This is a genomic window from Pokkaliibacter plantistimulans (genome assembly GCF_003194385.1).
Lineage (GTDB): Bacteria > Pseudomonadota > Gammaproteobacteria > Pseudomonadales > Balneatricaceae > Pokkaliibacter > Pokkaliibacter plantistimulans.
The window spans coordinates 30,737-53,466 of the sequence record NZ_LAPT01000022.1 but is presented as its reverse complement, the minus strand read 5'-3'; the positions used below and the strand labels follow the sequence as shown (position 1 = coordinate 53,466).

Genomic DNA, 22,730 nt, shown 5'->3' with positions numbered 1-22,730 from the left:
CCGGTCATAAGTGCGCTGAGCGACGGCGAAACCGGCTCAGTTCGAGATTGCTTTGTTATCGCACCTGCAGCGTTATAGCGCCTGCAGTTTGGCCATCGACAGGATCAGCCACTTGCTGCCGACATCATCGAAATTCACTTCCACGCGTGCCTTCGGCCCCTGTCCCTCGAAATTGGTCAGAATGCCTTCGCCAAAGGTGCCGTGGATAACGCGCTGGCCAAGATAGAACTCGGTCGCTGGTACTTCGGCCTCAGCAAAGCTTGGTGAAGTGGGACGCTGGAACGACAGCGGACGGCGGATACTGGCGCCCAGCCGCACTTCTTCCAGCAGCTGTTCGGGGATTTCACGCAGGAAGCGGGAATGGGTGCGACGCTCTTCCTGACCGTAGAAGCGGCGTGACTCGGCCCAGGTCATAAACAGCTTCTGCCGCGCCCGGGTAATACCGACGTAGCAGAGGCGGCGCTCTTCCTCCAGACCCTGCGGGTCTTCCATCGACATGGAATGGGGGAACAGGCTCTCCTCCAGCCCGGCCATAAACACCAGCGGGAACTCCAGCCCCTTGGCCGAGTGCAAGGTCATCAACTGTACGCAATCGCTGAACTCCGCCGCCTGAGCATCCCCTGCATCCAGCGCCGCCTGATCGATAAAGGCTGCCAGTACATCGGTCAGACCGGCCTGTTCGTCTTCTTCATCCGGCGACCAGCTCTGCTCGAACTGCCGCGCCGCGTTGACCAGCTCCTGCAAGTTCTCCGCGCGCGCCTCGCCCTTGTCCTTGTCTTTCTCGTGATGCTCAACCAGCCCGCTGTGCTGCAGCATCAGGGCAATGGTGTCGGCCATGGCCAGACTTTCACTGTCACGCTGCAGCTGATTGATCAGCTCGATAAAGGGCAACAGCGCACCGGCGGCACGGCCACTGAGCAGACGCCGCTCGATGGCCTCCACCGACGCCTGCCACAGCGACACCTGCTGCTGGCGCGCATAGTCACGTACAGTCTCCAGCGTCTTGCTGCCAATACCGCGGGTCGGCACATTGATGACCCGCTCCATCGCCGCATCGTCGTGACGGTTCTGCATCAGTCGCAGATAGGCCAGCGCATTGCGGATTTCCAGACGGTCATAGAAGCGCTGGCCACCGTAGATGCGATAGGGCACGCCAGCCCGCACCAGCGCCTCCTCCAGTACCCGTGACTGGGCGTTGGAGCGGTACAGTATCGCCACTTCCTGTCGCATGCCGCCCTGATCGGCCCACTTTTCCGCCTGTTCGACGATAAAGCGTGCTTCTTCCTGTTCGTTAAACGCACTGTAGACGGCGATCTTTTCGCCTTCGCCGCTGTCGGTCCACAGCTGTTTGCCCATCCGCCCCTGATTGTTGGCAATCAGCGCGTTGGCGGCCTGCAGAATGGTATCGGTGGAGCGGTAGTTCTGCTCCAGACGGATAATCTCGGTGCCGGGGAAGTCGCTGGTAAAGTTCTGGATATTCTCGATACGAGCACCACGCCAGCCGTAGATGGACTGGTCATCATCACCCACCGCCATGACCGGCATCCGCTCACCGGCCAGCATGCGCAGCCAGGCGTACTGGATCTTGTTGGTATCCTGAAACTCGTCCACCAGCAGCGCCTGAAAGCGCTGCTGATAATGGCGCAGCAACACCGGCTGGTTCAGCCACAGCTCATGGGAGCGCAGCAGCAATTCGCCGAAGTCCACCATGCCGCCACGCTGGCAGGCCTCTTCGTAGGCTTTATAGACGTCGATGCGGGTCTGCCAGCTGCTGTCGCCGTAGCTGTCCAGATGCTGTGGCCGCAGGCCTTCATCCTTCTGCGCGTTGATAAACCAGGTCAGTTCTTTCGGGTCCCAGCGTTTTTCGTCCAGATTCAGCTCACGGCAGATCCGTTTGACCAGTCGCAACTGGTCATCACTGTCGAGAATCTGGAAGTTTTCCGGCAGATTGGCTTCGCGATGATGAGCGCGCAGCAGGCGGTGCGCCAGACCGTGGAAGGTGCCGACCCACATGCCACGCGGGGTCAGCCCCAGCAGCGCTTCAATACGGCTGCGCATTTCCTTGGCGGCCTTGTTGGTGAAGGTCACCGCCATGATGGCGTAGGGAGAAATCTGCTCGACCTGAATCAGCCAGGCAATGCGATGCACCAGCACCCGGGTCTTGCCGCTACCGGCCCCGGCCAGCACCAGCCGGCTTTGCAGCGGCGCCGACACGGCCTCACGCTGGGGAGGGTTAAGACGGTCAATCAGGTGGGAAACATCCATCGCACTACTCTCTCGCTGTATTCTCGCTGGGGTCAGTGTACGGTTCGTCAGGGCGAACAGTCAGAGTGCCCGTTAGCATACTGTATTTACAGCCAGTGTCGAATGAATGGGGAGGCAAAGAACGTTGTCAGGGGCATACTCAGGCTATCCAATGTATTTCCTGTAAGTCACCCTTAGCCAAGCGAATTACACCGTCTTTGTGGGGATTTTTTTAACAACTGAGTCTGTTATTTCCTCCCTGTTTTCTTGTCGATTTGCTTCTTCCTTAACAAACCGGTGCATCGCACGACGATGAAGTTCCGTAATTTCAATTTCAGATTTTGCTTTTATGAGATTGGCTTCAGCTTCGGCCTTGGTGACACGCTTTATTTTTCATGGTTCAAAAAATCCACCCATAGCGGATGAAACTTTTTAAATCAAAGTGTCCGCAGGTTTGGATAAGCCTCCAAGATTAACTAATGAAGTCGAATTGTCGTCTGACATCTTTACTCCTAAGGCCGCAATAAATGGCGCGTGGGTTGGCATTGTTTTTACCGCCTTTTGTTTTTGGCAAAACCGTGACAACCGTAATGCGTCCGCTTTGATTGCCTTGTTATACTTTTTTACTCAGTCCCGTTGAAATCGCTAGTGCGCTACCTAGTACTATAAATAAACTTCCTACAGTACGGTTGACTAAATTCAATGTGTTAGTTCTAGATAGCCAAGGACCAATTTTTGAACCCAGTCCAGCATACATAAACATGGATGCACAATCGATCACAAACCAAGTACATGCGAGTACAGAGTATTGCTCTACCGGAGGTAAGTCTGCATTCATAAAGCCAGGAAATAGCGCAATAAAGAAAATTAAATCTTTAGGGTTACTAATGCCTACAAAAAAGCCTTTTCTAAACAGAGAATAGAATGAATAATCGGCTAGATGTTTTTCATTAACCAGAGGTGTTTCAACTTTAATTGAGCCTTCTTTCCAAGATGCCCAACCTAAATAGATAAGATAAAATGCTCCCACGAGTTTAATAACAAAAAACAAAGTCTTAGAGGCAACTAAAATAGCCCCAAGCCCAACAGCAGAAATAGACATCAAGACAAGAGCTGCAACAGCACCTCCAAGAATAGTTGGAATCGTTTTCTTATTCCCATATTTCACGCCTTCAGATATACATAATAAGGCTGATGGGCCTGGGCTGAATATCAATATCCCTATAACACTTACATAAATCAACCAAGTACTTAATTCCATATAACACCTCTCTGGTAACATATAATACCTTGCTTACCAGCCCAACGGAGCAGAGTAAGCTTGTGGTAAAGTTTGCGCAGCAAACCACAAGCTTGCGGCGCGTAGCTGGGTCCGAGGTACAGCAAATTGTTATAGTGTATTTCGGTAGTGTCCACGTATTAGCGTGCAAATATCAACTGGCTCGCCCCCGAACCGTTTAGATTTTACTAATATTTCTGGGAACGCGGCTCGAAGCTTTTCCGGAACCTCCGTTGTATTTGATTTAATAACTAGAGATGCAATTAGATCAAGAGCGCAGTTGAACCCATCAAATGATGTCTGCTGCATGCAAATATCAACTGCACTATCAACCATGTCAAAAGCACAATAGGAAGGTATCTCGTAAACCAAATCTGAGAAAAGACCAACCGTCATTTCTTCTTCATGTGCCATGGTTTTACCCCAGCCTTTTACTCTCGCATCAAACAACTGAATTAATGCCGTAAAATCTCCATTTTTGGCTTCCGCCACAAACTCACTACCAATATCCAGAATGCTGCTCAAATGCACCTCGATTCTTTAAGCACTATAAAGCCCGCAACAACGGCGGAGCGAAGCGACGTCCGGGCCCGAAGGGCTGAATTGCTTGCGATTGTTATATTTTTGCTAGCTCACGCATAACCTTGTCACGTAAAGACATATACTTTCCTAAAGTATCAGTGAACCCTCTCTCTCCATAGAATTTGTAGCTATCGATTCCGTAATCTGGGGTAAGTTTTAGTTTGTTACGCAGCTTTTTTATGTATTGCTTATCGTAATTCTCTTGCCCCTTGGCTCCCTTTTGCAATATGGATACTACGTGCTTTCCATCTTTCGAGACCTCAATCGTCCTACCAACTGTATCTGAAAGCTCAAAACCGAAGCCGAGGAGGATCTCTTTCAAGTCTCGCAGAGTCAACTGGTGCTCACCTGCAACCCGCCTTCTTGTATTACTTCTAAAATACTCGGAGATGAAGGGAAGCTCATCGTCGCGTGATTTGACAAGCTCGTGTGCAGCGGCCCTCCTTGTGAAATTAAATAGCTCATCATCACTTGGAATGGTAATCCACCATCCGTTCTCTCCCAAATACACCATAGCACTAAGAAGTGCACATCTTTTATTGCCGTTGTGGAAGCAGTGATTATTTATAATAGAGTGAAAAAGAGCCGCAGCTTTATTAAAAACACCAGGATAAGCATCTTCTCCTCCTGCAGACATGAAGGGCCTGGAAACAGAAGACTCCAGCAATGATTCGTTTTTTATACCCGGCGGTGACACTGGATCTTCAGATTTATGAAAATATTCAACTAAGAAATTGTGAATGTATTTTATTTGCTCGATGTTCAATTTGAACTCCCATAATATAACGCCCCAATAACCGGCGCAGCTTTGCTGCGTCCGGCGACTAAAAGAGCGTAGCTGATTGATTTATTAGACTTTTTCGATGAATACATGGTCAAAATTATCTATACTTAGCAATACAGATTTTTTATCTAAGACAATTGATGCCATTCCATAAGCAAACCATTTTACTACCAACTCCTTCTCACGGGCATTTAGTAATCTATTTATAATAGTTTGGTGGTATGCAGGTTGTTCTTCTATATTTTCTGGTATCTTTAATGACGTATAAAAACTAAGTTCATAGCTATTATCTTCATGCTTATATTCAGTGTCTTGGCCTGAAAGAATATAAACGATACCATCCTTAATTTTTACTACTCCTTCTCCATTCCATATTTTTTTGTATGTACTGAAGTATTTGGTCCCTTGAAAAGCAACTTGATAGTTCGTCTTGTATCCATCAAGCTCAATCGGTGCTTGAGATAAAGTATCTTTTAGCAGGAGTTTCCTTTCTTCACTGGATAACTCTTCGTCTTTTGCATACTTATAGACAAGAGATATAATTGCTTTTTTAGAAGATGCAAAAGATCGTATTATTGAAGAGGTATATTTTGCACTCCCAACTTCTTTACCGACACCCTCCCTTCTTTTTTCTACTTTCTCTGGATTATTCTCTTTAATAAGCTCGCTTAAATCGTTAAGAAACTTTCCCTGTGATGGTTTGCTTCTTGAAACTAATTTTTCAGGGAACAAAAATTCTTCTTTACCAATAATTATTTTATTACTTTTCTTTTCCCCTTTTACTGATTTACCCTCAACTAGAGGATAACCATCACAACCGTTAATATGGGGCTTCTGGGGGAAGCAGGAGAAGTGTGGTGATTTTCCTTGTGGGCCATCAATATATATGGCTTTAGCAACAAGCCCAATAAAGCAGAAGGGACAAACGAAGCTTGCATGCTGAATTCCATGAAGAATAAAGTCATCATGGAATTCAGAGGCTGCCTTTTGCTCACCCTTGTCATTTATTGCTAAGTCAGACACTTGTTCTCCATAAATCCAACAGTGTATTAATGAAGTCTTCGACCTCATAAGAATTATTAAAAGGTATACCTTTTAGAAAACCATATCTTAAAAGAAGTCATGTAAGACTGTGTTTTTAACAGAAAATAAATAAGTCAACATAAAAGCAAGTAAAGGTATTCAAATCAACAACACAGCATCCAAAAGGTATACCTTCTTCCAGATTTTTCAAGGATGACGTACACGGCATGACGATCTCTTCCTTATCTCATACCTGTCCAGGTCGATATGGTGGTACATCCATTCATTAAGCGAACCCTTGATTCCTATCTTGGCTTTGTTGCATAAATAGAGCCCAGCTTACAAAGCCCCTTTACCCAGACGAATGTATGGCATACGTTCCGTCTGGCTGCTGCCTGCCGCTGCAGGTAAGCTATGGCTCCCCTGTTTCGTAGTCGACTGCCCATGACGCTGTCTCCACCCCGCCGCCCCCTGTCTCTGCTGCTGATAACCGCACTGGTGCTGGCGACCATGCTGGGGGTGATGTATCTGGCCGGGCGCTATATGACCCGCACCAGTCTGCACAAGGAATCGGTGCAGCTGAATGAACAGTTACAGCTCTATGCCGGTCAGTTCACTACCCTGATCGAGCGCTTCCGCAGCCTGCCCGCGGTGCTGGCCCTTGATCAGGATATTCGTCAGGCCCTCAGTGAACCCCTGACCCCAGCGTTGCAGCAGCGGCTCAACCTCAAACTGGAGCGCATCAACAGCGCAGCGCATTCGTCCACGCTGGAACTGATGCGCGCCGATGGTCTGGCCATCGCCGCCAGTAACTGGCGCCTGCCGACCAGTTACGTCAACCACAACTACGGCTTTCGCCCCTATTTCCAGCAGACAAAAGAAACCGGCAGCGGCCGCTTCTATGGCGTCGGCGTGATCAGCGGAATTCCCGGTTACTTTCTGTCCAGCGCCGTCATGGACGATCAGGGCCGCTTTCTCGGCGCCATTGTGGTCAAGCTGGAGTTTCCCGAACTGGAAGAAAGCTGGGCGCAGAGTCAGGACATCCTGCTGGTCAGTGATGCCCGCGGCATCGTCTTTATCGCCAACCATCCGCACTGGCGCTACCGCACCCTGAAGCCGCTGAGCAGCTGGGATGAGCAGGAGCTGCAGGCCACCCGCCAGTATGACAAGGTCAGGCTGCAACCCTTGCAGCTGCTGGCACAGCAGACACTGGGGCCGTCCAGCCAGCGGGTCCAGCTGCGTCTGCCCGACGGCCAGCAGGGCGACTACCTGTGGCAGTCACAGCCGCTGCTTCACGACGGCTGGACCTTACATCTGCTGCGTGATCCGAACCCCGGCCTTACCGGCGTCACCGCAGCCCGACTGGCGGCCGCCGGGGCCTGGCTGAGCCTGGTGTTTCTGCTGCTGTGGCTGCAGCAGCGACGGCGCCTGCATCTGCTGCGCCAGCGCAGTCAGGCCGAGCTGGAACAGCTGGTCGAGCAGCGCACTGCCGCGCTGCGCACCGCGCAGAATGGGCTGGTGCAGGCCGCCAAGCTGGCCGCACTGGGGCAGATGTCGGCGGCGTTGGCACACGAACTAAATCAGCCGCTGACGGCCCAGCGTATGGAGCTGGCCAGCCTGCGCCTGCTGCTGGATCATCAGCGTCTGGACGAGGCACGGCAGACCCTCAGCCGGCTGGACCTGTTGCTGCAACGCATGGCCGCCCTGACCAGCCACCTCAAGAGCTATGCCCGGCACAGCCCGGATGGCCTGCGCGAACGCCTGAACCTGACGCAGGTGGTGGAACAGACGCTGCTGCTGATGTCTGCCCAGCTGCGCCAGCGCCAGATTCAGGTCGCCACCGATCTGCCGCTGGCGGCCTGGGTCGAGGGCGATGCCATTCGCCTCGAACAGGTACTGGTCAATCTGCTCAGCAATGCGCTGGATGCCACCCAGCAACACCCGATGCCGCAGTTATCACTGCGTATCCATCAGCCCGATGACCAACCCGCCAGCTGGTGCCTGAGCGTGATGGACAATGGCGGCGGGATGGCAGAAGGTGATCTGGCGCGGGTGTTTGACCCGTTTTTTACCACCAAGCCCAGTGGCGCGGGCCTTGGTCTGGGGCTGGCCATTTCCCACGCCATCGTGCATCAGCTGGGTGGAGAGCTGCTGGCCAGCAACAGCGGTGACGGCGCTTGCTTCAGTCTGCGGCTGCCCGCCTGTGAACCCCCTGCTGCCGAACGGAGCCTGCTGCCATGAGCCAACATGTGATCTTTATCGACGATGAGGCCGCCATTCGTGATGCGGTAGCGCAGTGGCTGCAGCTGTCCGGCTTTGCGGTCACGTTGTATCAGCGGGCCGAAGAGGCACTGGCGGAACTGCAGCCGGACTTTGACGGCGTGGTGGTCAGTGATGTGCGCATGACGGGTATCGATGGGCTGGCGCTGCAGCAGGCGGTGCGGGCCATCGACAGCGATCTGCCGGTGATTCTGGTCACCGGCCACGGCGATGTGCCGATGGCAGTCGCCGCCCTGCAGCAGGGCGCCTATGACTTTATCGAGAAACCCTTTACTCCCGAGCGTCTGCTCGATGCCCTGCGCCGGGCGCTGGAAAAACGGCGGCTGGTGCTGAGCCTGCGCCAGTTGCAGCAGTCCAGTGCGGCGCAGTCAGACGTGGCCCACCGTCTGCTCGGCAGCTCGCCAGCGGTAGTCGAGTTGCGCCGTCAGTTACTGACGCTCGCGCCGACGCCGGTGAATGTGCTGATTCGCGGTGAAACCGGCAGCGGCAAGGAGCTGGTCGCCCGCTGCCTGCATGACTTCAGCCCCCGCCGTGACAAGCCTTTTGTCGCCCTCAACTGCGCGGCCATTCCGGAAAACCTGTTCGAGTCGGAGCTGTTCGGTCACGAAGCCGGCGCCTTTACCGGCGCGCAGGGCAAACGCATCGGCAAGCTGGAACACGCCAGCGGCGGCACCCTGTTTCTGGATGAAATTGAAAGCCTGCCGCTGGCCCAGCAGGTCAAACTGTTGCGAGTCATTCAGGAGCGTCTGCTGGAACGTCTGGGCAGCAATCAGAGTATTGCTGTCGATCTGCGCATCATCGCCGCCACCAAACCGGACCTGCTGGAAGAAGCGCGGGCCGGACGCTTTCGCGAAGATCTGGTGTACCGGCTGAATATCGCCGAACTGCAGTTACCGCCGCTGCGCGAGCGCAAAGACGATATTCCGCTGCTGTTCCGTCATTTCTGTCAGCTGGCGGCAGCGCATCTGCAACGCCCCTGCCCCACGCTGGAGGGCGAGGATTTCGCGGCACTGCTGGCCCACGACTGGCCGGGTAATGTGCGCGAGCTGGCCAATGCGGCCGAACGGCAGGTGCTGGGGCTGGCCAACCCGCGGCCTGCCAGCCACAGCGGTGCCAGTCTGAGCAGCCGGATGGAACAGTTTGAGGCAACCTGTCTGCGCGATGCCCTGCGCCAGCATCACGGCAATATCCAGGCGGTGATGGCCGAGCTGGACCTGCCACGCCGCACGCTCAACGAGAAAATGCAGCGTCACGGCCTTAACCGCAGTGATTTCCTGCCGGAATAGTCGTCCCTCCTTCTTTCTTATCAACGACTACCTGTTCAGCAGCAGCTCGAGCACCTGTTGCCTGACCCTGCAATCCATAAGCAAAAATCCGCCGATAGCGTACTGAGCGTAAGCGGATTATTGCTTATGCACCTCCACCAACAATCAATAACTATTTGAATATAAAAGAGATTTAACTCTGGCACGGGCTGTGCTCTGGGGTCTTCACGCCCTCGCTGGCAGACCCACAACAACGACAAGAATCCAGAGGACTTCTGATGGACAGCACCCTTTCCAATCAGGGTATGACTGCATCTGCAGCACCCCGTACCACCTCACAGCGCATCAAATCCATTTTCAGTGGCTCCATCGGCAACATGGTCGAATGGTACGACTGGTACGTGTACTCGGCGTTTTCCCTGTATTTCGCCAAGGCGTTCTTTCCCAAGGGCGACCTCACCGCTCAGCTGCTCAATACCGCCGCCATCTTTGCCATCGGCTTCCTGATGCGCCCGCTGGGCGGCTGGCTGATGGGCCTCTACGCCGACCGCAAGGGCCGCAAATCGGCACTGCTGCTGTCGGTATGGATCATGTGCCTTGGCTCACTGATCATCGCCCTGACCCCGAGCTATGAAACCATCGGCATCGGTGCGCCGATCCTGCTGGTGCTGGCGCGGCTGCTGCAGGGCCTGTCGGTCGGCGGTGAATACGGCACTTCGGCGACCTATCTGTCCGAGATGGCCACCAAAGAGCGTCGTGGGTTCTACTCCAGCTTCCAGTACGTGACGCTGATTTCCGGCCAGCTGCTGGCGCTGGGTGTGCTGATTCTGCTGCAGCAGGTGTTCCTCACCAGCGCGCAGCTGGAAAGCTGGGGCTGGCGTATTCCTTTTGTGATCGGTGCCCTGTGTGCGGTGGTGGCCATGCTGCTGCGTCGTGATATGGCGGAGACCGAGTCCTTCACCAAGAAACAGAGCGACAAGCCCAAAACCAGCACCATGGCGCTGCTGATGAAACATCCGAAAGAGCTGCTGACAGTGGTCGGCCTGACCATGGGCGGCACCCTGGCGTTCTACACCTACACCACCTATATGCAGAAGTATCTGGTCAATTCGGTGGGCATGAGCAAAAGCGACTCGACCCTGATCTCTGCCGCCACGCTGTTCCTGTTCATGGTGATACAGCCGGTGATCGGTGGGCTGTCCGACAAAATTGGCCGCCGCCCGATTCTGATCGCCTTCGGCGTGATGGGTACGCTGTTCACCTACCCCATCCTCAGCACTCTGCACAATATCAGTACCTGGTGGGGCGCTTTCTTCCTGATCATGGCGGCACTGCTGATTGTCAGCTTCTACACCTCGATCAACGCGGTAGTGAAAGCCGAGCTGTTCCCCACCGAAATTCGTGCTCTGGGCGTGGGTCTGCCCTATGCCCTGACGGTATCGATCTTTGGCGGCACGGCTGAATACATTGCTCTGTACTTCAAGAGCATCGGCATGGAAAGCGGTTACTACTGGTATGTGACCGGCTGTATTGCCATTTCCCTGCTGGTCTATATCAGCATGAAGGACACCCGCAGTAACTCGCTGATTGATAGCGACTGAGAACAGAAAACGATCTGCCGCGCGCCAGTCACACGGCGCGCTTCACTCAGGCGTGCCCCGTCACGCCTCTGCCCGCTTCCCTTCTCTTCGTCTCCCCCAAAAGTTGTGCAGGCAAAATCACGCCAAGCTATTAAGCTTAACGGCATGTATCCTGACACGGTGGTTCGATACGGCGGCGTCAGGGAGACCCCAGCTCAGGATGCTGACAGGGGATAGGCAGCAGCTGTTCAGCTATGGCATGCTGTTTGCCTGCAGATGACAACCTGGCCCGCCGGCCAGTTGGCTGTTCTGCCGCACTTGCTGCTCCTTCAATAACAACGACAAATAATGAAGCCTTATGAATAAAGACAACAATCCGCTGGTACGGGTGGTCAGAGGAATCGACTGCTTCAGTGAGGTCACAGGACGTGCCATCTCATGGCTCACCCTGGCGATGGTGCTGGTCACCTTTGTCATCGTGGTGATGCGTTACCTGTTCAACGTGGGTAACGTGGCCGTGCAGGAGTCCGTGATCTATATGCACTCCTTTGTGTTTCTGCTGGGGGCGGCCTACACCCTCAAGCACGACGGCCATGTGCGCGTCGACATCATCTATCGCCCCCTGTCCGAACGCGGCAAAGCCTGGGTCAACCTGTTCGGCAACCTGTTCATGCTGATGCCGGTGTGCATCTTCTTCCTCTGGGTATCCTGGGATTACGTTGCCGCCTCCTGGGCCATCAAGGAAGCCTCGCAGGAAGCCGGTGGCATTCCGTTCCGCTACATCCTCAAAACCGCACAGATCGCCATGCCCATCCTGATCATCATTCAGGGTATCGGTGAGTTGCTGCGTGACCTGCTGGTGATTGCTGGCAAGGCCCATCTGGTTGTAGAACAGGAGCCCATGGTATGAGCGAAATCATGTCATTGCTGCTGTTCGCTGCAGCGGTTGTCATTCTGCTGATCGGTTATCCGGTCGCTATTTCTCTGGCCGGCACCGGCCTGCTGTTTGCCGGTATCGGCTATGTGTTTGATCTGTTTGACCCAGCCTTCCTTGAGGCGGTGCCCAACCGTATTTTCGGTGTTATGGGCAATGAAACCCTGATTGCCGTGCCGCTGTTCGTGTTCATGGGCGTGATGCTGGAAAAGGCCAAGATAGCCGAGGAACTGCTCGACACCATGGCGCTGCTGTTTGGCCCCATGCGCGGTGGCCTCGGCATTTCCGTGTGCATCGTCGGCATGCTGCTGGCGGCCAGTACCGGTATCGTCGGCGCCACCGTGGTTACCATGGGTCTGCTGTCACTGCCGACCATGGTCCGTCGTGGCTATGATCCGAAGGTGGCAACCGGCGTCATCTGTGCCTCGGGCACCCTCGGCCAGATCATTCCGCCTTCCATCGTGCTGGTGCTGCTGGGCGATGTAATTTCTTCTGCTTATCAGCAGGCTCAGCTGGACATGGGCATCTACTCACCCAAGTCAGTCACAGTTGGTGACCTGTTCCTTGGCGCACTGATTCCCGGCCTGCTGCTGGTGGTCGGCTATATCGGCTATCTGATCTTCAAGTCCGTCGTTGACCCGGACAGCGTACCGGCCATTCCGGCGGAAGAGCGTGGCAAGGTGAACGATCTGGGCACCCGCATCTTCAAGGTACTGATTCCGCCGCTGTTGCTGGTGGTGCTGGTGCTGGGTTCCATTCTCGGTGGTCTGGCCACCCCCACCGAAGCCGCTTCGGTCGGTGCCATTGGTGCCGTGGTGCTGTCAGCCTTCCGCCGCAACCTGAGCTGGCCGATTCTGAAGGACGTCATGCGCAGCACCACTCAGGTCAGCTCCATGGTGTTCATGATCCTGGTCGGTGCGGCGGTATTCTCGCTGGTTTTCCGTGGCTACGGTGGTGATGATCTGGTCCGCGACTTCCTGCACAACCTGCCCGGTGGCGAAGTCGGCGCGATGATCATCGTTATGCTGGTGATGTTCTTCCTCGGCTTCTTCCTCGACTTTATGGAAATCACCTTTGTGGTGGTCCCTATCGTCGCACCGGTACTGCTGATGATGGGCATCGATCCGATCTGGCTGGGTATCATGTTTGCCATCAACCTGCAGACATCCTTCCTCACGCCGCCGTTCGGCTTCGCGCTGTTCTATCTGCGCGGTGTGGCACCGGACAGCATTTCTACCGGCACCATCTACAAGGGCGTGATTCCGTTCATCTTTATCCAGCTGCTGATGCTGGGCCTGCTGTCAGCCTGGCCTTCGCTGGCTACCTGGCTGCCGCATCTGGTGTACGGCAATAACTGATTGAGCGTGCAATAACGAACAAGGCCAGCATGATGCTGGCCTTGTGCTTTTCAGGCAGTAAGAAGTTTCAGCAAGAACGGCGCTCAGAGCACGATCACGCCGTCAGGCAACAACGCGATTACGTCCTTCATGCTTGGCCCGATACAGCGCCTTGTCGGCACGGGCAAGCAGCGGATCGACATGGCGCTCACCCAGCCGATAGGCAATGCCGACGCTGGCACTGAGCGGAATCAGTACCTCATCGAAGCGACATTGCAGCTGGCTGATGCCCTGACGCAACGACTCTGCCGTCGCCAGCGCCTGCTGCTCATCCACCGCAAACAGCAGGATGGCAAATTCTTCGCCGCCCATCCGGCCAAACAGGCCCTTGTCCCTGAGCTGCTCTTTCATCAACCGGGCGACGTACTTCAGTGCCTTGTCACCGGCCTGATGACCATAGCTGTCATTGATCTGTTTGAAGTGGTCGAGGTCCAGCATCAGCACCGCGCCACCGTCATCATGCTGAGCCAGCCAGTGGTTGGCGCGCTCGATAACGGTACGGCGGTTATACAGTCCGGTAAGCATGTCCATGCTCGCCAGAATGCTCAGCTCGCGGGTACGCTCATCCACCCGCCGTTCAAGAGTGTGATTGGCTTCTTCCAGATGGCTGCGCATGCTGCGCAGGCGCAGGATAAACATCAGCAGGTAGCCCACCAACAGGCTGCCGCCGCCCGCCAGCCCCAGCAGCAGCCAGGTCAGGTGATCAAAATAGACCAGCATGTGCTGACGGTGTTCATCATTGCGATTGGTGTTGGCATTCTCGATGACATTCATCATGCGATGGATATTCTGCAGGCTGGCAGGCAGATCGCGGCGAATATCCTCCAGCACTGGCGTGGCATTGCCCGTGTTTATGGCCACCGCCCAGCCTTGCACCTGCTGCTGCAGGGCCTGCAGATCCTGCCGTGCCTGTGCACCCAGTACCGGCATGTATTCAAAGGGCGTATTCATGTTGAGGAGGGTGATCTGGCTCTGCAGTACCCGCAGCTGAGTCAGCACCTGCGCCGCAGGAACGGGCTGCTGCACCATGGCGTCCAGACGCCGGATATTGTGCTGCAGGTTGTAGCCCTTCCACAGTGAGTGAGGGTCATTGGGCTGTGCCAGCAAACGACCCTGATCAATCACCAGCATCAGGCTGGTGATGATAATGGCTGCCGAGATGGCAATGACCCCGAACAGCAGCCCGAGGCTCAGGCGGGAGCTGCCCTGACAGGGTTTGCGCTGCAGCTTATCCACGGTCACTCCAGACTGATCGAGCGCAGTTGCCAGATCGTGCGGTTGTAGTATTCCTGGGTCCGCAGCTCCTGACGATCATCCAGGGGATAGACCACGATCAGTGGTCCAAGGGATTCAATGGGGATCAGCTGACCATCCCGGCGCAACGCCACGATGGGTTCAAAGGCTGCCAGATCAGAGTCGGGAATGATCACGCTGTAATCATCCAGCGCCCATAGCTTCAGGGTCTGCGGTGTACTGCCCGCCAGTTTGACCAGATCACTGAGGCGCACGCCCTGCCAGGTAGACGCCGTCTCACCGCCGGGCACTTCCGGCAGACGGGTGGTGTAGCTGACCTGCGGCATGGCCTCCAGCTGGCTGAGGCTCAGTTCATGTACCCTGGCATCGGTGCCGGTAATCGACAGCACGCTGTCATCGGCGCGCAGTGGCAACGCCACCAGCAACAGCAGGCCCAGGCAGATACGGCTGAATAGCGGCCATATCTGCAGCGTGCAACAGCGTCTGTGCATAGGTCTCTCCTGTCAGTGGAAACGGGCTTTACTCACCGGCAGCCCCTGGCAGGGACTCGTCCGGCAGCAAATGCAGCGGCAGAGTGTAGCAGCAGTGTTTTGATTGCGTAAATGTTGAGCAACAACAAGGATGTCGTCCTGACTTATCGCCACCCTGTCTGACTGGTATCATGCCCGCCCTGATCCCGGCTGACAGGTCTTTATCGTGTCGATTCGACGCTGTGACATCTTTTGTACTGTCATTGACAACTTCGGTGATATTGGCGTGTGCTGGCGCCTCGCCAGACAGTTACAGCAGCAATACCAGATGCAGGTCAGGCTGTTTGTCGATGAGTTGCAGGCCCTGCAGATGCTCTGTCCGCAAGCCACACTGCTGCCTTATCAGCAACTGGAGCAGATCGACGTCTATCGCTGGCAACCCGCTGCTGAGCAACAGCAAACCACCGACGCCACGCCGTGCAGCGCTGACTTCAGCCCCGAGGCCATCGCCGATCTGGTCATTGAGGCCTTCGCCTGCGAGCTGCCCGCCGATTATATCGATGCCATGGCAACCGTCGCCGCCCGCGGCAAGCAACCGCGCTGGCTCAATCTCGAATACCTGGCCACGGAAGACTGGGCCGATGACTGCCACGGCCTGACCTCCATGCACCCGGCCAATGGCCTGCGTAAGCAGTTCTACTTTCCCGGCTTCAGTCCGCGCACCGGTGGCCTGCTGTGTGAAGCAAACCTGCTGGACGAGCGCGATGCCTGGCAGGCTGATCCGCAGCAGCGGGCGACACTGCTGCAACGCCTTGGCGTTGCCTGGGACACCAGCACAAATCAGCGCGATCCCCTGCTGATCTCGCTGTTTGCCTACCAGAACCCGGCCGTAGCCGCTTTGTTACAGACGCTCAGCATGAGCACAAATCCCGTGCTTTGCCTGGTGCCTGAAGGTAAAATCCTGCCCCAGGTTGCCACTGCCCTCGGCTGCGCTCCGTTGCGACGGGGAGACTGCCTGCAGCAGGGGAATCTGACGGTACAGGTGCTGCCTTTTCTGGAGCAGCGTGATTACGATCGGCTGCTGTGGAGCTGCGACCTGAACCTGGTACGGGGAGAAGACTCCTTCGTACGTGCGCAATGGGCCGGGCGGCCACTGATCTGGCAGATCTATCCGCAAGCGGATGACGCCCACCTCGACAAGCTCGAGGCCTTCCTGCAGCGCTACAGTCAGACCCTGCCACCGGCGCTGGCCACGCAGGTTCTGACCTGCTGGCGAGCCTGGAATCAGCCGGACAGTGCACATCCCGACTGGGCTGCCTTGCTGGCGGCTCTGGCAGACTGGCAACACGATGCGCGGCGTTGGGCCGAGACCCTGCTTAAACAGGGTGATCTCGCCGCAAACATGCTGCAGTTTTTGCAAAATCACAGTGATTAAAGGCTTCTTGCCCCCTTTGCGATTTTGCAAAATCGGCTATAGTGGCGCGCACTGGATCAAAGTAGCGGGCGCAGGCTGTTACAGTCGCACGCACTCAATTTAACTTTTTTGAGTTCATCTCATGAAAACAGCACAAGAACTTCGCGCTGGTCAGGTGATCAGCATCAACGGCTCTCCCTGGGTAATCCAGAAAGCTGAATTCAACAAATCCGGCCGTAACGCTGCGGTCGTGAAAATGAAACTGAAAAACCTGCTGTCTGGCATCGCTACTGAAAGCGTCTACAAAGCCGACGACAAGTTCGAAGACATCATCCTGGATCGCAAGGAAGTAACCTACTCCTACTTCGCTGATCCTCTGTACGTATTCATGGATTCTGACTACGAACAGTACGAAATCGAGAAAGATGATCTGGGCGACGTCCTGATGTATCTGGAAGACGGCATGACCGACGTCTGCGAAGCGGTTTTCTACAACGGCAAAGTAATCTCCGTCAGCCTGCCCACCAGCATCGAGCGTGTGATTGCCTACACTGAGCCTTCAGTACGTGGCGACACCTCTGGCAAGATCATGAAGCCTGCCCGTCTGAACAACGGCACCGAAATGATGGTTTCCGGCTTCTGCGAAATCGGTGACAGCATCGTTATCGATACCCGCACCAACGAATACAAATCACGTAACAAGGCCTGATTCGCCCTGTCTTCGTGATAGCAAAAAGCCCCTGATGGGGCTTTTTGTCATTCTGCAGTTCACACCCCGGCTCAGACCCTGCTGTGCCAGCGCATCTGTCGCCAGATTTTCTGCTGCTCCGGGTTGAGAAAGCTCCAGGCGATAAAGCGGCTGTTTTTCTGGCCCTGTGCCATCGCCACTACCTGCTGTTGCACCGCCCCGACCTCTTTCAGCACCTTCTCCAGCAGCGGCAGATTGGCCTGTTTCGATACCAGAGAGGTAAACCAGTACACCTGACTGGCGTAACCCGCACTCTCACGCATCATGCGGCTGATAAAAGCCAGCTCGCCGCCTTCACACCACAGCTCATTGCTCTGTCCGCCGAAATTCAGCTGCTCCGCACTGGCCTCTTTCTGTTCATCCCATTTGCCGAGGTTCTGCCACTTGCGCTGATTACCCCGCACCATCTGCTCCACTGACTCATGAAAAGGCGGATTGCACAGGGTCAGGTCAAGATAATCATCAGGCTGCACGATGTGGGTAAAACAGCGCTGTGCATCAGGCTGTTGTCGCAGGCTGATCTTCTGCTGTAGCGCCGGGTTGGCCGCCAGAATGCGCTCCGCCGACGCCAGTGAGGCCGCTTCAATATCTGCGGCGACAAACTGCCAGCCATATTCACTGCTACCGATCAGCGGGTAGATGCAGTTGGCACCACAGCCAATATCCAGCACCTGAATACGTTTGCCGGCAGGCTGTTTGCCACCGTTGGCCGTCGCCAGCAGATCGGCGAGATAGTGGATATAGTCGGCCCGCCCGGGAATGGGTGGACACAGATAGCCTGCGGGAATATCCCAGTTTTCAATCTGATACCAGTGCTGCAGCAGTGCCCGGTTGAGGGCCTTGATCGCCTGCGGATCAGTAAAATCGATGGAATGGTTACCCTTGGGAGTCAGGCGGATAAAGCCCGCCAGATCAGGGCAGACCGCGGTCAGGGCAGCAAAATCATAACGTTGCTGATGACGATTGCGCGGATGCAGCGGTGAAGGTTTGGCAGCAACAGGTGGTACAGATTTGCGGGACATGGTAGTCAGAGCAGCAATGGGTAGAGGCTAGAAAAGTGGCTCCCAGTATAGAGAGCCGAGTCATGAGGGAACAGCGGAAAATACCGTGGCCATTCCACTACTGCAATCAGAAAGGATAAAGACTAACAACCACCATAAAGGCAGCAGTGGAGTATACGGCTAGCGCTATGGTGTTATAAGTGGCACGTTTTTTAAGGTCACCTACACGATTTATCGCAATGAGAACAAAAAGAGCAACGACAAAGAAAACCCATGCCAGCCAAGTGTTAGCCAATATATAAACTGCTGGCCTACCCTCCTGATTCAAAAAATCTTTGAACTGCTCTTGAATAGAAGAAAGCATGATAGCCAAGGAAGGGAATATGCTTATCTGCAGAAAGATTAAAAGATAATTAAGCCACTTCCACATAACTACTACTCTTCAGCTGGGAGCACTTTCATAAACTTCGCTTTATTGCGAATACTTGTCGAAGATAACTGGCCACTGGCGCCAGGTACTTTAACGGATTTCAGGTTCAACAATTCAGTTGTCTGGCCATGCTCATCGATTTTACTGAGCACTACATCGACTTTCCCACTGCCAATAAGCGCACCAGTAACAGCTATTTCCAGCTCTGCACCATTCAGGCTCGCAGTGTTTAACGAGGCGTTCTTCGCTGGATCAACGTACAACCACGGCGTCTGTATATGACCAAAGCCCAGAGTGCCACTTTTAGTGCCCAGGCTGAATAAGTCTGTCATGCCGTACAGATGTCTCGTAGCTGCTTGCCCGGCACGAACCTCAACATAAGCGCCAGATGCGATATTAAAGCCAAAGCCAGTTTTCGGAATACCAAGCGCCAGCGAAGAAATAGTAATTCTAACTTCCATGACATTTGTCCCTAAACACTTTATAGATGCCGAATAGAAAAGGCTCCCGAAGGAGCCTTTCCGTAACAGTGTAATCGTACGCGATAGGGTCGCGGGAGATTACATCTGCTGGCCTTTGAGACCGCTGTAACCGTAGACCAACGGCGCCATGACATTGTTGTCGTCGTCGGTGGGGGTCACGGTCATCATCATTTCGGTGTAGGAAATGCGGATGGTTTCCACTGGGCGGTCATTCTGGATAGACACGCTGTAGTGGGAAATCATGGCGTCGGTCAGTTCGATTTTCATGATCTCTTCGATCTTCTCGCCCTGTTTGGTCATGTGGAACACCGCGGTTTTGGCTTTACCGATGGTGGCTTCCTTGAACAGGTCAGGTGAGGAGCGGTCCTGGAATTTGGTGATGGTGATGTCACCCAGACGAGCGGCACTGGCTTCACGGTCCATCGCAGTACCAGTATGAGCGGTAATCACACGGTCGATTGCCCAGTCCATGGACAACAAGGTGATCAGATCCTTGAACTGTTCGGCAGTGGCTTCGCCCTTGATGCCTTCATAATTCAGGTAGGTATTACTTTGCATGCTTTTCTCCTAAGCATTTGGGTTGATAACCGTCCTTACGGACGGACTTCCTTGATCGACGGACCGGACCTGACTTTGCCACAGCCTGGCGCCGTTTATACGGCGTCTCCCCGTCACTTATCACCCTTCCAGCGGTAGTAGCGACAACATCCCTTGTGTCACTCCGGTGTGCTGACGCCCGCTATCTCTATACGTCAGCAACAACCGGGACTGACCGACCCACAGGCTTTTGGCCTTCCCTGGAAGGGGTGGGCACACCCCTTGTGTTGCGCGCCCTAAAATAATCCTTTCGCCACCACCTGTAAATTAATTTATTAAAACGTAATTATTTATTTCACATTGTGACTCAAAACATTGACACCGCATCTTCCATATCGCAGCCAGTATCGAGCACAAAGCCATCATTGCCGCAGTTCACTTTGATCTGTGCCAGGGCCCGACGCTCTGCTACCGCATTGAGAATGGCTACCGACAACAGGGGCAGCAGCTGGTTATGCAGGGTGTTGTGAATCGTTCGCGCTCCGGAGCCCGCATCCTGACAGCCCTGCACGATATAGCTCAGCACTTCCTCGCCGTACACCAGTTCGGTCTGATGATGCTGGCGCAACCGGCGCTCAATGCGCGCCAGCTGCAGCTGGGCGATGGCGGTCAGCATCTCACTGCTCAGTGGCACATAAGGCACCACATTGAGGCGACCGAGGAAGGCCGGCTTGAACACCTTGAGCAGGTCTTCCTGCAACGCCTTGCGCAGCCCCTCTACCCCCGGTGCAGTCTCCGGATCCTCGAACAGCTGTAGAGTGGTATCACTGCCGACATTGCAGGTCATGATGATGATGGTATTGCGGAAATCGATATCGCGGCCTTCACCGTCCTTGATGGTGCCCTTGTCGAAGACCTGATAGAAAATGTCCTGCACGCCGGGATGGGCTTTTTCCATCTCATCCAGCAGGATCACGCTGTAAGGCTTGCGCCGCACCGCTTCGGTCAGCACGCCACCCTCGCCATAGCCAACATAACCGGGCGGCGAGCCCAGCAGCAGGCTGACCTTATGCTCCTCCTTGAACTCCGACATATTGATCACAGTGACCTTGTCTTCGCTGCCAAACACCTGCTCGGCCAGAGCCAGCGCTGTTTCCGTCTTGCCAACGCCACTGGGGCCGGTCAGCAGGAAGATGCCATTGGGACGATTTTCATCGGCCAGCTGGGCGCGGGCGGTCTGCACCGTCTGGCTGATCAGCCGCAGGGCATGGGGCTGGCCGATGACCCGTTCGGCCAGTCGCTGCTCCAGCCCGAGAATGGCGCTGATCTCATCGGCCTGCATGCGCCCGAGCGGAATACCGGTCCAGTCAGACACCACCGCAGCGACCAGCTGCTCATCCACCTGCCAGTGCACCATCGGCTGGCCGTTGTCGGCATAGTGCTGCAGAAACTGCCGGAAGGCCTGTTGCTCCTGCTCCCTTTCGTCATCATGCAGCGTATCGTCGGCCAGTTTGCGGTAATGGCTGTCAGCCTGCTGTACCGCCAGCTTCTCCGCCTGCCACACAGCCTGCTCGCGCTGCAGCTCAGCCTCCACCTCCTGCTGTTGACCTTGCAGGGTCACCAGCACCTCGGTGTGCTCGCCGGTTGCCAGCTGCTCAGCACGCAGCTGACTGATCTCGGCAGACAGCGCTTCCGCCTGACGCTGCAACTGCTCGACCCGCGCCGGTACTGCCGCCTGACTCATGGCCACCCGCGCACAGGCGGTATCCAGCAGAGCAACGGCCTTGTCCGGCAGCTGGCGACCGTTGATATAGCGTTGCGACAGATGCACCGCCGCTTTCAGCGCAGCATCGGCAATGCTGACGCCGTGGTGACGCTGCATCACCGGCAACAGGCCACGTAGCATGATGATGGCCTGCTCGGCACTGGGCTCCTCCACTTTCACTACCTGAAAACGTCGGGTCAGTGCCGCATCCTTCTCGAAATACTTTTTGTATTCGGCCCAAGTGGTGGCGGCGATGGTCCGCAGCTCACCACGGGCCAGTGCTGGCTTGAGCAGATTGGCCGCATCGTTCTGCCCTGCCTGCCCACCACTGCCGATCAGGGTGTGGGCTTCGTCAATAAACAGGATGATGGGCGTGGCCGATGCCCTGACCTCGCTGATGACCCCTTTCAGGCGATTCTCAAACTCGCCCTTCATCCCTGCCCCGGCCTGCAGCAGGGCCAGATCCAGCACCCGGACGCTGACCGCTTTCAGCACCTCTGGCACGTCGCCCGCGGCAATACGCTGAGCCAGCCCTTCCACCACCGCGGTTTTGCCCACCCCGGCTTCGCCAGTGAGGATTGGGTTGTTCTGGCGTCGCCGGGTAAGGATGTCGATCATCTGGCGGATTTCATCATCGCGCCCGAGGATGGGGTCGAGCTTGCCGTCACGCGCCTGAGCGGTGAGATCCTGAGTGAACTGATCCAGTGCCGGGGTACGGCTGATTTTGCTGCTGTCCCCTTCGGCCCGGGCGGCGGCTGGCGCAGCAGCCCCGCCCTGATGCTCTCCCGACTCATGGCGCAGCTGCGGCCAGGCGTTCAGCAGCTGGGCAGCATCCAGCCTGGCCAGCGACGGCATGTAACGTTGCCACAGCAGTGCCAGCCCTTCGTCCTTGACCAGCGCATAGAGCAGATGGGCAGAGCGGATGCTGTCATCCTGAAAGGCAATACTGCAGGCCACCCAGCTCTCCTGCAGCAAGTGCACCAGCTGGGCTGACAGGCCGGGAACGGCATCGTTACCGGTGCGCAGGGCTTCCAGCGCACGCTGCAGCTCGCCATGAAAATCTTCGGGCTGCACTTCAAAGCAGCGCAGTAGCAAATGCAGGTCGCTGTGCTCATTGGCTGCCAGCGGGGTCAGCCAGTGCTGTACCTCAACACTGAAATGGCTGCGCGACTGACACAGGGCAGCGGCGGCTTCCAGGGCACTACGGCAGGTGGGATTCAGTTTTTCCACCAGATGCTTGAGAGTCATCGACGACATGACA

The 22,730-nt window shown here is 55.5% G+C and carries 19 protein-coding genes; 7 read left to right on the top strand and 12 right to left on the bottom strand.

Going from position 1 to position 22,730, the window contains the following annotated elements:
* Positions 1–72 precede the first annotated feature (72 nt).
* The 5 genes from uvrD to WH50_RS05630 all read right to left on the bottom strand — a co-directional run bounded on the left by uvrD (position 73) and on the right by WH50_RS05630 (position 5,912).
* Entirely contained in the window at positions 73–2,265 is a 2,193-nt protein-coding gene (gene uvrD / locus WH50_RS05650) for a DNA helicase II (RefSeq protein ID WP_104155074.1), read from the bottom strand.
* Between the two features lie 592 nt (positions 2,266–2,857).
* Positions 2,858–3,505, bottom strand: a complete 648-nt coding sequence (locus WH50_RS05645; protein WP_110186498.1) for a LysE family translocator — start codon at positions 3,503–3,505, stop codon at positions 2,858–2,860.
* Between the two features lie 129 nt (positions 3,506–3,634).
* Positions 3,635–4,048 (bottom strand): hypothetical protein, encoded by a 414-nt coding sequence (locus WH50_RS05640; RefSeq protein ID WP_133251253.1) that lies wholly within the window; start codon positions 4,046–4,048, stop codon positions 3,635–3,637.
* A 91-nt stretch (positions 4,049–4,139) separates the two neighbouring features.
* The gene (locus WH50_RS05635; RefSeq protein ID WP_110186446.1) at positions 4,140–4,871 is read right to left on the bottom strand and encodes a type II toxin-antitoxin system death-on-curing family toxin; all 732 of its coding nucleotides are present in this window, start codon (positions 4,869–4,871) and stop codon (positions 4,140–4,142) included.
* Between the two features lie 84 nt (positions 4,872–4,955).
* A complete protein-coding gene (locus WH50_RS05630) occupies positions 4,956–5,912 on the bottom strand; it encodes a hypothetical protein (protein ID WP_110186445.1) in 957 nt (318 codons plus the stop codon).
* A 414-nt stretch (positions 5,913–6,326) separates the two neighbouring features.
* Between WH50_RS05630 and WH50_RS05625 the strand changes: the two genes are divergently transcribed.
* From WH50_RS05625 to WH50_RS05605, 5 genes are all read left to right on the top strand, one after another.
* The gene (locus WH50_RS05625; RefSeq protein ID WP_207780193.1) at positions 6,327–8,153 is read left to right on the top strand and encodes a sensor histidine kinase; all 1,827 of its coding nucleotides are present in this window, start codon (positions 6,327–6,329) and stop codon (positions 8,151–8,153) included.
* Entirely contained in the window at positions 8,150–9,478 is a 1,329-nt protein-coding gene (locus WH50_RS05620; protein WP_110186444.1) for a sigma-54-dependent transcriptional regulator, read from the top strand. The genes WH50_RS05625 and WH50_RS05620 overlap by 4 nt, the downstream gene beginning before the upstream one ends.
* Positions 9,479–9,735: 257 nt before the next feature.
* Complete coding sequence (locus WH50_RS05615; protein WP_104155080.1) at positions 9,736–11,058, top strand: MFS transporter; 1,323 nt, start codon at positions 9,736–9,738, stop codon at positions 11,056–11,058.
* 337 nt (positions 11,059–11,395) lie between these two features.
* Positions 11,396–11,947, top strand: a complete 552-nt coding sequence (locus WH50_RS05610) for a TRAP transporter small permease subunit (RefSeq protein ID WP_110186443.1) — start codon at positions 11,396–11,398, stop codon at positions 11,945–11,947.
* On the top strand, positions 11,944–13,329 hold the full coding sequence (locus WH50_RS05605; protein WP_110186442.1) for a TRAP transporter large permease: 1,386 nt from the start codon (positions 11,944–11,946) through the stop codon (positions 13,327–13,329). Before WH50_RS05610 ends, WH50_RS05605 begins: the two co-directional genes overlap by 4 nt.
* 102 nt (positions 13,330–13,431) lie before the next feature.
* Here WH50_RS05605 and WH50_RS05600 read toward each other — a convergent pair whose 3' ends face one another.
* Positions 13,432–14,604, bottom strand: a complete 1,173-nt coding sequence (locus WH50_RS05600; protein ID WP_110186441.1) for a GGDEF domain-containing protein — start codon at positions 14,602–14,604, stop codon at positions 13,432–13,434.
* Between the two features lie 2 nt (positions 14,605–14,606).
* The gene (locus WH50_RS05595) at positions 14,607–15,113 is read right to left on the bottom strand and encodes a putative pterin-binding protein (RefSeq protein WP_110186440.1); all 507 of its coding nucleotides are present in this window, start codon (positions 15,111–15,113) and stop codon (positions 14,607–14,609) included.
* Positions 15,114–15,318: 205 nt separating this feature from the next.
* On the opposite strand from WH50_RS05595, the gene earP reads away from it, so the two are divergent.
* Both earP and efp read left to right on the top strand, forming a co-directional pair.
* On the top strand, positions 15,319–16,527 hold the full coding sequence (gene earP, locus WH50_RS05590) for an elongation factor P maturation arginine rhamnosyltransferase EarP (protein WP_207780192.1): 1,209 nt from the start codon (positions 15,319–15,321) through the stop codon (positions 16,525–16,527).
* A 121-nt stretch (positions 16,528–16,648) separates the two neighbouring features.
* Positions 16,649–17,215 (top strand): elongation factor P, encoded by a 567-nt coding sequence (efp, locus tag WH50_RS05585; RefSeq protein ID WP_104155084.1) that lies wholly within the window; start codon positions 16,649–16,651, stop codon positions 17,213–17,215.
* Positions 17,216–17,286: 71 nt separating this feature from the next.
* Here efp and rlmF read toward each other — a convergent pair whose 3' ends face one another.
* From rlmF to tssH, 5 genes are all read right to left on the bottom strand, one after another.
* The gene (rlmF, locus tag WH50_RS05580) at positions 17,287–18,276 is read right to left on the bottom strand and encodes a 23S rRNA (adenine(1618)-N(6))-methyltransferase RlmF (protein ID WP_110186439.1); all 990 of its coding nucleotides are present in this window, start codon (positions 18,274–18,276) and stop codon (positions 17,287–17,289) included.
* A 106-nt stretch (positions 18,277–18,382) separates the two neighbouring features.
* Positions 18,383–18,685, bottom strand: coding sequence for a hypothetical protein (locus WH50_RS05575; RefSeq protein WP_110186438.1), 303 nt, complete (start codon positions 18,683–18,685; stop codon positions 18,383–18,385).
* Positions 18,686–18,690: 5 nt separating this feature from the next.
* Positions 18,691–19,146 (bottom strand): hypothetical protein, encoded by a 456-nt coding sequence (locus WH50_RS05570; protein ID WP_110186437.1) that lies wholly within the window; start codon positions 19,144–19,146, stop codon positions 18,691–18,693.
* A 99-nt stretch (positions 19,147–19,245) separates the two neighbouring features.
* Complete coding sequence (locus tag WH50_RS05565) at positions 19,246–19,725, bottom strand: Hcp family type VI secretion system effector (RefSeq protein WP_110186436.1); 480 nt, start codon at positions 19,723–19,725, stop codon at positions 19,246–19,248.
* Between the two features lie 346 nt (positions 19,726–20,071).
* Complete coding sequence (gene tssH / locus WH50_RS05560; protein WP_110186435.1) at positions 20,072–22,726, bottom strand: type VI secretion system ATPase TssH; 2,655 nt, start codon at positions 22,724–22,726, stop codon at positions 20,072–20,074.
* Positions 22,727–22,730 lie beyond the last annotated feature (4 nt).